This is a genomic window from Aeromicrobium erythreum, from assembly GCF_001509405.1.
Lineage (GTDB): Bacteria > Actinomycetota > Actinomycetes > Propionibacteriales > Nocardioidaceae > Aeromicrobium > Aeromicrobium erythreum.
In genome coordinates this window covers 1,360,595-1,373,331 of record NZ_CP011502.1, presented here as the reverse complement: position 1 = coordinate 1,373,331, position 12,737 = coordinate 1,360,595, and the positions used below count along the sequence as shown (strand labels likewise).

At 73.6% G+C, this 12,737-nt stretch carries 16 protein-coding genes; 9 read left to right on the top strand and 7 right to left on the bottom strand.

Annotated elements, in window-relative coordinates; genetic code table 11:
- The first annotated feature begins 5 nt into the window (after window positions 1–5).
- Window positions 6–374, top strand: a complete 369-nt coding sequence (locus tag Aeryth_RS06470) for a thioesterase family protein (protein ID WP_067856164.1) — start codon at window positions 6–8, stop codon at window positions 372–374.
- Window positions 375–461: 87 nt separating this feature from the next.
- A complete protein-coding gene (locus tag Aeryth_RS18545; RefSeq protein ID WP_369797015.1) occupies window positions 462–536 on the top strand; it encodes a 50S ribosomal protein bL37 in 75 nt (24 codons plus the stop codon).
- 838 nt (window positions 537–1,374) lie between these two features.
- Here Aeryth_RS18545 and rsrA read toward each other — a convergent pair.
- From rsrA to Aeryth_RS17890, 4 genes are all read right to left on the bottom strand, one after another.
- Entirely contained in the window at window positions 1,375–1,665 is a 291-nt protein-coding gene (rsrA, locus tag Aeryth_RS06465) for a mycothiol system anti-sigma-R factor (RefSeq protein ID WP_067856161.1), read from the bottom strand.
- On the bottom strand, window positions 1,662–2,357 hold the full coding sequence (locus tag Aeryth_RS06460) for a sigma-70 family RNA polymerase sigma factor (RefSeq protein WP_083516311.1): 696 nt from the start codon (window positions 2,355–2,357) through the stop codon (window positions 1,662–1,664). The genes rsrA and Aeryth_RS06460 overlap by 4 nt, the downstream gene beginning before the upstream one ends.
- Before the next feature lie 175 nt (window positions 2,358–2,532).
- Window positions 2,533–3,264: an SOS response-associated peptidase gene (locus Aeryth_RS06455; protein WP_067856159.1), complete on the bottom strand. Its 732-nt coding sequence runs from the start codon at window positions 3,262–3,264 to the stop codon at window positions 2,533–2,535.
- Between the two features lie 64 nt (window positions 3,265–3,328).
- Window positions 3,329–3,979, bottom strand: coding sequence for a hypothetical protein (locus tag Aeryth_RS17890; RefSeq protein WP_067856157.1), 651 nt, complete (start codon window positions 3,977–3,979; stop codon window positions 3,329–3,331).
- Window positions 3,980–4,135: 156 nt separating this feature from the next.
- Here Aeryth_RS17890 and Aeryth_RS06445 point away from each other — a divergent pair, with 156 nt between their 5' ends.
- The 4 genes from Aeryth_RS06445 to rsgA all read left to right on the top strand — a co-directional run bounded on the left by Aeryth_RS06445 (window position 4,136) and on the right by rsgA (window position 8,847).
- Window positions 4,136–5,929, top strand: coding sequence for a sigma-70 family RNA polymerase sigma factor (locus Aeryth_RS06445; RefSeq protein ID WP_067856154.1), 1,794 nt, complete (start codon window positions 4,136–4,138; stop codon window positions 5,927–5,929).
- A 71-nt stretch (window positions 5,930–6,000) separates the two neighbouring features.
- Window positions 6,001–6,486 (top strand): DoxX family protein, encoded by a 486-nt coding sequence (locus Aeryth_RS06440; protein ID WP_067856151.1) that lies wholly within the window; start codon window positions 6,001–6,003, stop codon window positions 6,484–6,486.
- A 64-nt stretch (window positions 6,487–6,550) separates the two neighbouring features.
- Window positions 6,551–7,828: a 3-phosphoshikimate 1-carboxyvinyltransferase gene (gene aroA, locus Aeryth_RS06435; protein WP_067856148.1), complete on the top strand. Its 1,278-nt coding sequence runs from the start codon at window positions 6,551–6,553 to the stop codon at window positions 7,826–7,828.
- Window positions 7,825–8,847, top strand: coding sequence for a ribosome small subunit-dependent GTPase A (gene rsgA, locus Aeryth_RS06430; RefSeq protein WP_067856145.1), 1,023 nt, complete (start codon window positions 7,825–7,827; stop codon window positions 8,845–8,847). The genes aroA and rsgA overlap by 4 nt, the downstream gene beginning before the upstream one ends.
- Before the next feature lie 17 nt (window positions 8,848–8,864).
- On the opposite strand, the gene Aeryth_RS06425 is transcribed toward rsgA, so the two are convergent.
- Window positions 8,865–9,158 (bottom strand): hypothetical protein, encoded by a 294-nt coding sequence (locus Aeryth_RS06425; RefSeq protein ID WP_144433700.1) that lies wholly within the window; start codon window positions 9,156–9,158, stop codon window positions 8,865–8,867.
- A 103-nt stretch (window positions 9,159–9,261) separates the two neighbouring features.
- Here Aeryth_RS06425 and Aeryth_RS06420 point away from each other — a divergent pair, with 103 nt between their 5' ends.
- Both Aeryth_RS06420 and arfB read left to right on the top strand, forming a co-directional pair.
- Window positions 9,262–10,206, top strand: coding sequence for an inositol monophosphatase family protein (locus Aeryth_RS06420; protein ID WP_083516309.1), 945 nt, complete (start codon window positions 9,262–9,264; stop codon window positions 10,204–10,206).
- 20 nt (window positions 10,207–10,226) lie between these two features.
- Window positions 10,227–10,646 (top strand): alternative ribosome rescue aminoacyl-tRNA hydrolase ArfB, encoded by a 420-nt coding sequence (arfB, locus tag Aeryth_RS06415; protein WP_067856139.1) that lies wholly within the window; start codon window positions 10,227–10,229, stop codon window positions 10,644–10,646.
- Between the two features lie 21 nt (window positions 10,647–10,667).
- On the opposite strand, the gene Aeryth_RS06410 is transcribed toward arfB, so the two are convergent.
- The gene (locus Aeryth_RS06410) at window positions 10,668–10,970 is read right to left on the bottom strand and encodes a hypothetical protein (protein WP_067856137.1); all 303 of its coding nucleotides are present in this window, start codon (window positions 10,968–10,970) and stop codon (window positions 10,668–10,670) included.
- 47 nt (window positions 10,971–11,017) lie between these two features.
- Window positions 11,018–12,256, bottom strand: coding sequence for a Fic family protein (locus Aeryth_RS06405; RefSeq protein WP_067856134.1), 1,239 nt, complete (start codon window positions 12,254–12,256; stop codon window positions 11,018–11,020).
- 162 nt (window positions 12,257–12,418) lie between these two features.
- Here Aeryth_RS06405 and Aeryth_RS06400 point away from each other — a divergent pair, with 162 nt between their 5' ends.
- Window positions 12,419–12,706, top strand: a complete 288-nt coding sequence (locus Aeryth_RS06400; RefSeq protein WP_067856131.1) for a hypothetical protein — start codon at window positions 12,419–12,421, stop codon at window positions 12,704–12,706.
- Window positions 12,707–12,737: the final 31 nt, after the last annotated feature.

Sequence of the window (12,737 nt, the reverse complement as noted above, 5' to 3'; positions counted from 1 at the left end):
GACCCATGCCCCGCACCGCGACCGTGACCCACGTGGTGGGCGACGCCGACACCGCCGCCGCCCTCGGCAGCGGGGACCTCGCCGTGCTCGCCACTCCTCGGCTGCTGGCCTGGCTCGAGGAGGCCACCTGCGCAGCGCTCGACCTGGACGAGCACCGCACGAGCGTCGGCACCCGCGTCGAGGTCGAGCACGTGGCCGCCAGCCCCGTCGGCGCGACGGTGACCGCGACCGCCGACGTCACCTACGAGGACGGCCGGCTCCTGCGGTTCCGGGTGGCCGCGCACGACGCCCACGGGACGATCGTCGCCCATGGCGAGGTCCGGCGCGTCGTCGTCGACCGTGAGCGCTTCCTGTCGCGCCTGCCCACTCCCTGACCCTCCCCGACCCGTCGCTCCAGGGCGTGTGCCGCGCCGGCGGGCCCGTGTGGGACCATGGACGCTGGACGTCTGAGGAGGACCATCATGGGTAAGACCGGCCGCAAGCGCCGCGCGCGTCGCAAGAAGGGCGCCAACCACGGCAAGCGCCCCAACGCGTGACCTGACGCTCCCCGCGAGCGCAGACGATCGAAGCCCCCACCGGCCCACGCCGGCGGGGGCTTCGACGCGTCGGGGTGTTGCGCGCGTCGGTCTGGGCTTGCTGGTGCGTCGGCGCGAGGGTCTGGGTTCGGTGGTGCGCGGCCGCAGGGGGTCTCCACCTGCTGGTGCGCAGCCGCGGGAGGTCCGGGCTTGCTGGTGCGCTGCCTCGGCTTTCGCTGGGTGTGGTCTCCGCAAGGGCCTCGACCGGGCGGCTGGCGACCGCGCTGGTCTGGGGTCTCGGGCGGCGGGTTGGTGCTGGGGGTGGATGCACGATTCTGCGTTCGTGCGTCGGTGTTCAAGGCTTCTGCGTTTCCTACGGGATCCCGTCACCAACGCAGAAGCGTTCGACCTCGAACGCACGAAGGAAGAATCGTGGGTGCCCTTGGGGGTGGGGTGGGCAGCGCTTCTCCCTTCTCGTGGCACGGTCCACGAGAAGGGAGAAGCACTGCCACCTCTGACCCCTTCGGCGGTGGATCCTCCACCTGTACAGCGCTCAGCAGGTGGCAGACCCACCGCCGACGGCGATTCGGTGGCAGATCCACCGCTGAGGGGGCGCGAACGCAGATTCTTCCGTCCTACGCGGGCCACAGCCCGAGAACCCGAGCCGCCGCCGCTGCCAGCCGCCCGGTCGAGGCCCTTTCGGAGCGCAGGACGAGTCGAAGCCGCGCCAGCGCAGCCCCACCCGAGCGAGAAGCCGCGCCAGCGCAGCCGCAGGACGAGCACGAACCCGCACCCACGCAGCCGCAGGAGACGCCCCGACGCCCCTCCCCGAGCACGGGGAGGGGCGGTGGTGGGTGGGTCAGGAGGTGCGGTACTCGGTGATCTGGACCTGCACGGCCCGGATCGAGAGGAGCACCTTGTCGCGCAGCGGCTCGGGGGCGACCTCGCTGCAGGAGCGGTGCACGAGCGCCTTCACGAGACGCTCGAGGTCGTACTCGGTCAGGCACTGGCTGCAGTCGTCGATGTGCGCCTGGATCTCGTCGCAGCTCGCGCTGTCGATCTCCGAGTCGAGGAACAGGTAGAGGTTCTCGAGGGCCTTGGAGCAGTCGGGGCCGTCGCAGCCTCCGGTGGCGGTGGGCTCTGCGCTCACTGGTCGCTCACCCCGCTCGCCACGGCCATGCCGCGGTCACGGGCGTAGTCGGCCAGCAGCTCGCGCAGCTGACGTCGACCACGGTGCAGACGGGACATCACGGTGCCGATGGGCGTGCCCATGATCTCCGCGATCTCCTTGTACGGGAAGCCCTCGACGTCAGCCAGGTACACCGCGTAGCGGAAGTCCTCGGGCAGCGCCTGCAGCGCGTCCTTGACGTCGCTATCGGGCAGCCGCTCGAGCGCCTCCATCTCCGCGGACTTCAGGCCCGAGGACGAGTGCGCCTCGGCCGCCGCGATCTGCCAGTCCTCGATCTCGTCGGTGACCTGCTGCGGCTGACGCTGCTTCTTGCGGTAGGAGTTGATGTAGGTGTTCGTGAGGATCCGGTACAGCCACGCCTTGAGGTTCGTGCCCGGCTTGTACTGGTGGAACGCGCTGAACGCCTTCGCGTAGGTCTCCTGCACGAGGTCCTCGGCGTCCTGCGGGTTGCGCGTCATGCGCAGACCGGCCGAGTAGAGCTGGTTCAGGAACGGCATCGCCTCGGCCTCGAAGCGGACCTGGCGCTGCTCAGGCGTCTCGGTCGCGACGTCGACGTCGCTGTAGTCGACCACGTCGGCGAGCAGGTCGGACGCGGTGCCCTCCGAGGGGCTGCCCTCCGTGGTCCTGGGGGAACGTTCTGGGGTGTCGGTCATCGTGCTCCAGCCTACTCCCGCGGTCCGACGGTCGCCTGGGGCGACGACATCGACGGACAAGGACGGGGGGCTGGTGGTGGTGCGCTCAGGGCACGCGAGCATGTCGGCCTCCTTACACGCATCACAACGGTGCCCACCCTCGCCCTATTCCGAGGGCCCACGCAGCAGCCCCGCCTCACTCGGCCGGCAGCGGCTCCACGAGCTCCGGACCGTTGTGGCGCACGTTGTTCACCTGGGTGCTGACGGGCCACGCCTCGAGCCGGCCCGGCGTGGCCGGGACCAGCAGGTCGAGGAGCTCGCCGGCCGGGCGGGCGATCGGAGCCAGCCAGGTGTCGCGGACCTCGGGCCGCACGAGGAGCGGGGCGCGGTCGTGCAACAGGCCGTCGGCACCCTCCGCGCTGGTCGTGAGGATGGTGAAGGTGAGCAGCCACGGCTCGTCGCGCGACGGGCGCCAGAACTCGTACAGACCCGCCAGGGCGAGCACGTCGCGGGCGTCGCCGTCGCCGGCCGCCGTGATGTAGAACGGCTGCTTCGGCGCCTTCGGGCCCTCCCCCGCGTACCACTCGTAGTAGCCGTCGGCGGGCACGATCGCCCGACGTCGCGCGAACGCCGAACGGAACGCCGGCTTCTCGGCCACCGTCTCGGACCGCGCGTTGATCATCCGGTTGCCGATCGAGCGGTCCTTCGCCCAGCTGGGCACGAGTCCCCACGTGGCGGCGTGCAGCTCGCGCCGCGGCGGGGCCGCCTCGTCGGCGTCGTCGCGCCGGCGCCCCACGACCAGCGGCGCCTGCTTGGTGGGCGCCACGTTCCAGTCGGGCGCGGGCAGCTCGACGCCGTCGCCGAGGCCGGCCGCGAACGCGTCGTCGAGCTCGGCGGACGTCCGGGTGGTCGCGTACCTGCCGCACATGGTCCGAGCCTCCCACAGTGCACCGACATCAGCGTCTCAGCGACGCGGGGCCCGTCCCCGCCGGTCAGGACGACAGCGCGTGGAGCAGGCCCGGCAGGTCCTCGGCCGTGGGCGGAAGCTCCTCCACCCACAGCCGAGGTGCCGCGCCACCCGCCGGCGTGCGCCCGAGAAGCACACCGACGAGCGCGAGGGTCGTGGCATCGGCGCGCTCCCTCGCCGACACCACCACGAAGCGCCCCGGTCCCACCCGGGCGACGGTCTCGCCGCCCGGGTACACCGACCTGAGCACCTGGCCCACCTCGATGGCCCGCACCGACGTCTCGAGCGAGGACCTCGCCCGTCCGACGCCGACGTCGACCACCACGAGCACGTGCCCGTCGCCTGCGCGCTGCTCCTCGACAGCGGCGGCGCGGTACACGTCACCCAACCTGCTGTGCAGGTGCGGGACCGTCGACAACGACGTCAACGGGTCCTCGCAGCCTGCCTCGTGCACCCGTGCCACGGCACGTTCGGCCCACCCGAGGCACGCTGCCCGCACGGCCACGTGCCGTGGGGCGCCGTCGAAGGCCTCCTCGACGAGGTCGATCACCTCATCGAGGGGGGACCCGTCGAGCGCTGCACTCGCTCCCACCACGTGTGCAACGTCCTCGACGTCGGTCCGACCGTCACGGACGGCGTCGGCGAGCAGCGCTACCGCGCGTCGCGTGTCCTCCATGTCGGTCCCCCTCTCGTGTCGGTCGCAGGAGGAACGGATGGGCCGACGTTCCATGACGCGGTACCGACGACTTTTTTTCCGAGCCGTCCCGCCGGTCGTGACGTCGAGGCCGCTCGCTCGTTGGACACCCCGGGAGCTTGGACGAGGGAGACGATCGTGCGGGACGCGCAGGCCACGACGCTGGACAGCAGCGACGCGGAGCTCATCCGCGCCGTGCGCGCCGGTGACACGAGCGCCTACGCCGTCCTCTTCCAGCGTCACGTGCAGGCGGCGACGCGTCTCGCCCGCCAGCTCCTCACGACCGGCGAGGCCGACGACCTCGTCTCCGAGGCCTTCCTCAAGGTCCTCGCTGTGCTGCAGGACGGCCGCGGGCCCGACGAGGCGTTCCGCGCCTACCTCCTGACCTCGGTGCGGCGTCTGCACGTCGACCGGGTCCGTGCGACCTCCCGCACCCGGCCGACCGACGACGACGCCGTGCTCGACCGTGGCGTGCCCTTCGAGGACGCGGTGAGCATCGCGTTCGAGAACGACGCGGCGGCCCGCGCGTTCGCGTCCCTTCCCGAGCGGTGGCAGCTCGTCCTCTGGCACGTCGAGGTCGAGGGCCAGAAGCCCGCTGCCGTCGCCCCGCTGCTCGGCATGAGCCCGAACGCCGTCTCCGCCCTTGCCTACCGTGCCCGCGAGGGGCTGCGCGCCGCCTACCTCGAGAGCCACGCGGCCACGACGACCGACGACACCTGCCGTCGTGTCACCCCCCTGCTCGGCGGCTACGTCCGTCAGACGCTGTCGCCGCGCGACACGGCGAAGGTCGACGAGCACCTCGACGGCTGCCGCCGGTGCACCGGGGTCCACCTCGAGCTCGTCGAGGTCAACCAGAACCTGCGCGGGCTCCTCGCCCCCGCCGTCCTGGGTCCGGCTGCCGCCGGCTACCTCGGGGCGACGGGCGTCGCGGCCACCGCGATCGCCGGCGCCGGGAGCCTGGCGGCCGGCAGCGCGATGGCCTCGGCCGGGTCCGCGGCGGCCAGCGGCACGGCAGCCACGAGCGTGGCGGCGGGCGGCGGGTTCGTCGCCGCCGGCGGGTACGCGGGTGCGTCCATGCTCACGTCGGCCGTCGTCGCCCAGGTCGCGCGCGTGGCCCTGGTCCCCGCGCAGGCCGCCGCCGCGACCGCCGCCACCGTCGGCACGCCCGCGGTCGTCGCCACGACGGTAATCACGGGCGCGCTCACCACCGGGGTCGTGGTCGGGGGCACCGACCTCGTGCGGTCCGACCAGCCCTCGGTCGTGGCGTCGGCCTCACCCACCCCGACGCCCTCGCCCGAGCCCGGCACCGCCCCGCCGGTGTTCGCCACCCCGACACCGGAGCCGTCGCAGGAGGCAGGGTCCGCCGACCCCGCGCCGGTCGAGGAGCCGAGCACCGCACCCACCACGCCACCGACCACGGCGCCCGACGGGGTCGAGCCGACACCCGGCTCGGAGCCGACGCCCGGCGCCACCCCGGCCCCCGGCGAGACGGCGGGGCCAGAGCCGTCGCCCACCCCCTCCGCCGAGCCGACGCCCACCCCGCCGCCGGTCACGTCCACCGACTTCGGCCTCGGGACACCCTCGGTGACGAACGACAGCACCTACCTGCAGCGGCGCATCATCGTGCCGATCACCGCCGACGGCGGCACCAACCCCGTGGCACGCACCGTCACGATCTCCATCGCCTTCGACCGCTCCGCGACCTTCCGGGGCGTGCCGGGCGGCGGCTGGACGTGCGACGCGTCGCGCAACGACCGCATCACCGCCCTCAGCTGCAGCAGGCTGATGCCCGCCGGCCAGGGCGGCACCTTCCCCTTCAAGGTGGCCGGCGCGGCCCCGGCCGGCACGATCCGCATCACCGCCCCCGAGGACCCGCGCTCGGACAACGACACCGTGCGCTTCAGCTCGGGCAGCTGGATCCTGCCGCTCTGACCTGCGCGCTGGATCACGATGCGCCTCCGCGCTGGCGTTGTGGAACCTGGCGACGTTGGCATGATGGGTCCATGACCGTCCTGCGCACCCTCGCCCGTCCCCTGCTCGCGTCGATGTTCGTGTACGGGGGTGTGAACGCCCTGCGCCACGCGTCGGCCATGGGCCCCAAGGCCGAGCCCGTCGCCGACGCGCTCGGACGCACCGCGCCGCAGCTCCAGACGTCGCCGACGAATCTCGTCCGCGTGAACGGCGCCGTGCACGTCGTCGCGGGCGCGGCGCTGGCCACCGGTCACTTCCCGCGCCTCTCGGCGGCCGTGCTCGCCGGCACCCTCGTCCCGACCACCGCGGTGGGGCACCCGTTCTGGAACGAGTCCGACCCGGCGTCGCGGCAGAACCAGACGATCCACTTCCTCAAGAACGTCTCGCTCATCGGCGGCCTGCTCATGAGCACGCTCGACCCCGACCCGCACAAGAAGTTCATCGGCACCCGCGCCAAGAACAAGGTCGTCGACGCAGCCGACGCCGTCGCGGAGCGCATCGACGACCTGCGTCCGTGAGCGCGACGGCCGTGGTCGCCGCGCGCTGCGGCGCCACGGCCCGTCCCCACTAGAGTGGCGCGTGATGAACGCCCCGCTGCCCTGGCTCGCCCCCACCCGAGACACGCCCGTCGACGCGCAGGTCCTCGTGCCCGGCTCGAAGTCGCTGACCAACCGGGCCCTCGTGCTGGCGGCGCTCGCCGACGGTCCGTCGACGCTGACCCGGCCGCTGGGCTCCCGCGACACGCAGCTCATGGCGGCCGCCCTGACGTCGCTCGGCGCGCAGGTCGAGAAGGACGGCATGACCTGGCGGGTCACCCCGCTCGACCGCACCAGCACCGCGCCCGTCAGCGTCGACTGCGGGCTGGCCGGCACCGTCATGCGCTTCGTCCCGCCCCTCGCCGCGCTGCGGTCCGCGCCCGCGACCTTCGACGGCGACCCGCACGCCCGTCGGCGGCCCATGGGCCAGACGATCGCCACCCTCCGCGCCCTCGGCGTCGAGGTCGACGACGAGGGCCGAGGTGCCCTTCCCTTCGTCGTGCGCGGCACCGGCGTGGTCGAGGGCGGCCCGCTCGAGGTCGACGCGTCGGCCTCCAGCCAGTTCGTGTCGGCGCTCCTGCTCGCAGCACCCGCCTTCGCGAACGGCCTCGACCTGCGCCACGTCGGCGCGACCCTCCCGTCGCTCCCGCACGTCGAGATGACCGTGCACGAGCTGCGCCGCCGCGGCGTCGAGGTCGACGACTCCACCCCCGACCGGTGGGTCGTCGCGCCCGGGCCGATCCGTGCCCTCGACGTCGAGATCGAGCCGGACCTCTCCAACGCGGGCGTCTTCGTCGCCGCCGCTGTCGCCACCGGCGGACGCATGCGGGTCCGTGGCTGGCCCGAGCGGACGCAGCAGGCCGGCGACGCGTGGCGCGCGCTCGTCGAGGCGTTCGGCGGCAGCGTCGAGCGCGACGGGGCCGACCTCGTCTTCCACGGTGGCTCCAGCATCCAGGGCGTCGACCTCGACCTGCACGACGTCGGCGAGCTGACGCCCGTGGTGGCGGCCCTCGCGGCGCTCGCCGACGGCCCGTCACGGCTGCGGGGCGTCGCGCACCTGCGGGGCCACGAGACCGACCGTCTGGCAGCCCTCGCGACCGAGCTGAACCGGCTGGGCGGCGACGTCACCGAGACCGAGGACGGCCTCGAGATCCGACCGCGCCCCCTGCACGGAGCGATCTTCGAGACCTACGACGACCACCGCATGGCGCACGCGGCCGTGGTCCTCGCGCTGCGCGTGCCGGAGCTGTTCGTCGAGAACGTCTCGACCACGGTGAAGACGTACCCGAACTTCGCGCCGGTGTGGGAGCGGCTGGTCGCGTGAGGCAGGACGACGAGCACGCCGGGTTCGACCGACCGCGTCGTCGCACGCGTCCGCGCACCAAGGACCGCCCGTCCTACGACGACGCCCCCGTGGCACGGGTCGTCACGATCGACCGCGGCCGCTACACGCTCCGCCTGCTCGACACGACGCCGGAGGAGCCGCTCGTCACCGCCATGAAGTCCCGGCCGCTCGGCCGCCAGGGCGTCGTGGTCGGCGACGAGGTGCGGGTCGTGGGCGACGTCAGCGGCGACACCGGAACGCTGGCCCGGATCGTGGAGGTGCTCCCCCGCCGCACCGTGCTGCGTCGCACGGCCGACGACGACGACCCGATCGAGCGCGTCGTCGTCGCCAACGCCGACCAGCTCGTCGTCGTGACGGCCCTGGCCGACCCGCCCCCGCGGCCCGGGCTCATCGACCGCTGCCTCGTCGCCGCGTTCGAGGCCGGCATGGAGCCGCTCGTGTGCCTCACGAAGTCAGACCTCGGCCCCGCCGACCCCATCCTCGACCTGCTCCGTCCCCTCGACGTGCGCGCCGTCGTCACCCGACGGGGCGCGGACGGGCTCGAGAACCTCGACGAGCTGCGCGAGGCGATCGCCGGCCGCGTCAGCGTGTTCATCGGGCACAGCGGCGTCGGCAAGTCGACGCTGGTCAACGCCCTGGTCCCCGGGACGGGCCGCGCGGTGAGCCACGTGAACGAGGTGACCGGCCGCGGTCGGCACACGTCGACGTCGGCGCTCGCGATCGAGCTCGACGACGACACGACCGGTGGGCGCGGTGGATGGATCATCGACACGCCGGGCTTCCGCTCGTTCGGGCTCGCGCACGTCGAGGTCGACGACGTGCTGCGGGCGTTCCCCGACCTCGACGACGCGAGCCGCGACTGCCCGCGGGGGTGCACCCACGCCGCGACCGAGCCGGAGTGCGCGCTGGACCTCGCCGTGGCCGCAGGCACCGTGCCGGCAGCCCGGGTGGAGTCGTTCCGACGCATCGTGGCGGCGAAGGACACCACCAGCTGGTGAGCCGGCGCCGGTCCGGGTCACCCGACCAGGACGACGAACACCGGCACGAGCAGCGCCGTCACGGCGAGCAGCACGACACCCAGCACGCGCACGTCGCGTGCGAGCACGAGCGCCAGCGCGGGCAGGCCGACCGAGACGACCGCGCAGGCCAGCAGGAACAGGTCCGCCCGTCGACGGTCGTCCGCGTCGGGCGGCTCGCCCATGAGGGTCAGGCTGCTGACGAACGCGAGGGCGCCGAGCCAGGGCCCGACCGGCCACGCGAGCAGCGCGAGACCCGCCACCAGCCGCCGACCTCGGCTGCTCCTGCTCACCTGCTCCTCCTCACCTGCTCCACCGCCGCCACGGTAGTGCCACGCGGCACCGGTCACCCCTGGCCACGTCGGGCACGTCGGGCGTCGCCGTTACCCTGCGAACATGACGCACTCCTGGAACGACGACGTGCGGCTCGCGCACGTGCTGGCCGACACCGCCGACAACCTGTCGATGGACCGGTTCGGCGCGATCGACCTCGAGGTGTCCACGAAGCCCGACATGAGCTACGTGACCGAGTCCGACCAGGCGGTGGAGGCGGCCATCCGCCGCGTCCTCAAGTCGGCCCGCACGCGCGACGTCGTCCTCGGCGAGGAGCAGGGCGAGGAGCTCGGCTCCACGGGCTCCCACGAGCGCCGCTGGATCATCGACCCGATCGACGGCACGTCGAACTTCGTCCGCGGCGTCCCGGTGTGGGCCACGCTCGTGGCGCTGGAGGAGGACGGCGAGATCGTCGCCGGCCTCGTCTCCGCCCCTGCCCTGGGCCGGCGGTGGTGGGCCTCCAAGGGCGCGGGCGCCTACACCGGCAAGTCGTTCATGCACGCCCGGCAGATCCGGTGCTCGCAGGTCTGCGACCTCTCGGCCGCGTCGCTGTCGTTCAGCTCGGCACCGTCGTGGGAGCAGATCGACAAGGCCGACGCCTTCTGGGCGCTCGCGCGACGCTGCTGGCGCACCCGCGCGTACGGCGACTTCTGGTCCTACATGCTGGTGGCCGAAGGCGCCGTCGACATCGCCGCGGAGCCCGAGCTGAAGCTGTGGGACATGGCCGCCCTCGACGTCATCGTCCGGGAGGCAGGCGGCCGGTTCACCGCCCTCGACGGCACCGACGGACCGTGGGGCGCGAACGCCGTCGCCACGAACGGGCGGCTGCACGACGCGGCGATGGCCTACCTCGGGCACTTCCCCGACGACTCGAGCGACGACGACGGCGCCGACGAGGACGACGTGGCAGGCGCGAGCGACGGTCGCGGCACGGACCGCCCGTCGTCGGGCGGCACGGTGAGCCGGATCGACTTCTCCCGCTCCCGCGGTGGCTCCGATGCGACCTGAGCCTGCGGAGCGCGACGGTCGTGGCTGACGACCGTCTCCGCATCCCCGACGAGGAGCTGACCTGGAGGTTCAGCCGGTCGTCGGGTCCTGGCGGTCAGCACGTGAACACCAGCGACACCCGCGTCGAGGTGACGTGGGACCTGCGCCGCTCGCGAGCGCTCTCGGACGCGCAGCGCGTGCTCGCCGAGGAGCGGCTGCGAACCCGTCTCGTGGACGGGACCCTCACCCTCGCCTCCTCGCAGTACCGCTCGCAGCACCGCAACCGGGAGGCCGTCCGCGTGCGTCTCGAGCAGCTCGTGGCCGCCGCGGTGGTGCCCCCGCGACCCCGGCGTGCCACCCGTCCGACCCGTGCCTCGCAGCGTCGTCGCGTGGACGCGAAGAAGCGCCGGGGCGACGTCAAGCGGACACGACGACGGCCCGGGCCGGGCGACGCCGGCTGAGCCGCGGGTCAGTCGTGGGGTTCAGTCGGGCCGGTCGTGGTCGCCCTGCTCGTCGCCACCCGCGCCCGGCGCCGTCTGCGTCTCGTCGTCGGCCTGCCCCGGCTCGGTCTCGCCGCGGTGGGGGTCGGCGCCGTCGACCTCGCTCGTGCCCTCGGGCTGCTCGGCCAGCGGCGGTGCGGGGACGTCGGGCGAGAGGCTCGGGCCCGCGTCCTGCGGCACGTCGGGCCCGGGCGGGTCGTTCGGCACGCCGGGATCGTCGGCCTCGACCTCCTGGCCGGGCTGGTGGGCCTGCTCGCTCATGCTGTCCTCCGTCGGGTCGGCCATCCGTCCATCCTGGCCCCGCCTGCTCCCCCGCGCGACCGCGGACCGCGTCAGCCGTCGCGCAGCCTGCTGACGGCGACGATGCGCTGGTCGAGGTCGGCCAGCTCGTCGAGGATGTCGCGGGCCGCCCACACCCGGTCCTCCCACCGCCCACGGCGACGGTCGCCGAGTCCGCGCGGCGCCGGCTCCAGGATCTGCACGGCGTGCAGGGCGTCGACGGCCGCCCCCACCTCGTCGCGCTCGAGGCCCAGCGAGTCCGCGAGACCGAGGACCGTCACCGTGGGGTGCTCCGGCAGCGCGATCAGCACGCGGTGCACCGGCGAGCCGCGGCGGACGGGACCCAGCCGGGCGTCCCAGTCGGTGCGGATCTCGTGGAGGTGCGTGGCCGTGCGCCGGCTCTCGTGGGTCGCGACGATGACGGCGGCGGTGAGCATGGCGACGATCGGGCGCGCCAGGCCCTCGCGGTAGTCGCCGAGCGCGTCGAAGTAGCTCTCACGGTGGGCGACGAGCGCCGACGCGAGCGGGACCGTGAGGTGCCGGGTCACGCGCCGGCGACGCAGCACCGCGTGGACGAGCGTCCGCCCGATCCGACCGTTGCCGTCGACGAACGGGTGGATCGACTCGAACTGGGCGTGCACGACGGCGGCCTGGACCAGCACCGGCACGTCGTCGCGGTTGGCGAAGGCGACGAGGTCCTCCAGCAGCCCGGGCACGAGGTCGGGCGGTGGCGGCACGTACAGCGCGTTGCGCGGCGTGTAGTCCGATCCCCCGATCCAGTTCTGCACGGTCCGGAAGCGACCGGCGTGGTGCTGCTGGTCGACGCTGCGCCGAAACAGCACCGCGTGCGCGTCGCGCAAGGACGTCAGCCCGATGACGCCGGAGACGTCGGCCTGGGTCACGACGTCGGCCAGGGCGTCGGTGGCGGCTGCCATCGAGACCGCCGACGCGCTGGAGCGCGCGCCCAGGACGGCGCGACCGTAGTCGACGAGGCTGGCCTCGACGTCCTCGATCTTCGACGAGGCGACGGACTCGGTGCGCAGCAGCAGCTGGTTCAACGAGCGCAGACGCCGCCCGTGGCTGCCGTCGAGCTGACGCAGCCCGGCCAGGGCGTTCGCCATCGACGTGGCCAGCGGACGGTCGGCGACGTGCTCCGCCTCCGCGATGCGCGGAGGCACCCGGACCTCGATGCTGCGCAGCAGCCGGTCGGCGCGCGGACCACGCTCGACCTGCTGTCGCCACGGCACCTCGACGCGGGCGTGCGGCGCCCAGTCCCGCTCCGCGTCGTCCACGGGCTCATTCTCCCGGTCTCCCCACCCGCGTCCGTCCGAGGGTCGGCGTGCGGCGGAGTGAACCAGTTCATGGCGAAGTTGTTCAGCCCGACGCGCCGGTGAACAACTTGTGCTTTAGATTGGGAGTTACCCCCACCCACCCCTGCGCGACAGGAGCCGGACATGTCGACCTTCCCCACCCCCACCGTCACGTTCCACGCCGTGCGCGACGCCGCCACGGTCCGCGCCGTCGTCGAGGCCATCGGCGCCCTCGGTCGTCCGGGGCTGCGCGCCCTGGGCACGAGCACGGGTCACGGCGACGTGGTGGCCATCGAGGCCGACAACGTGGGCGACGCATTCCGCGGCAGCGGCATCGTCCGACTCATCGACCCTCGCTCGCGCCGGCTCGACCACGCCCAGCCCGAGCGTCAGCGCGGCGCCCTCGCGCAGCAGGACCGCGTCGCAGGCTGACACCCACGCGAGCACGACAGCGCCGCCATGG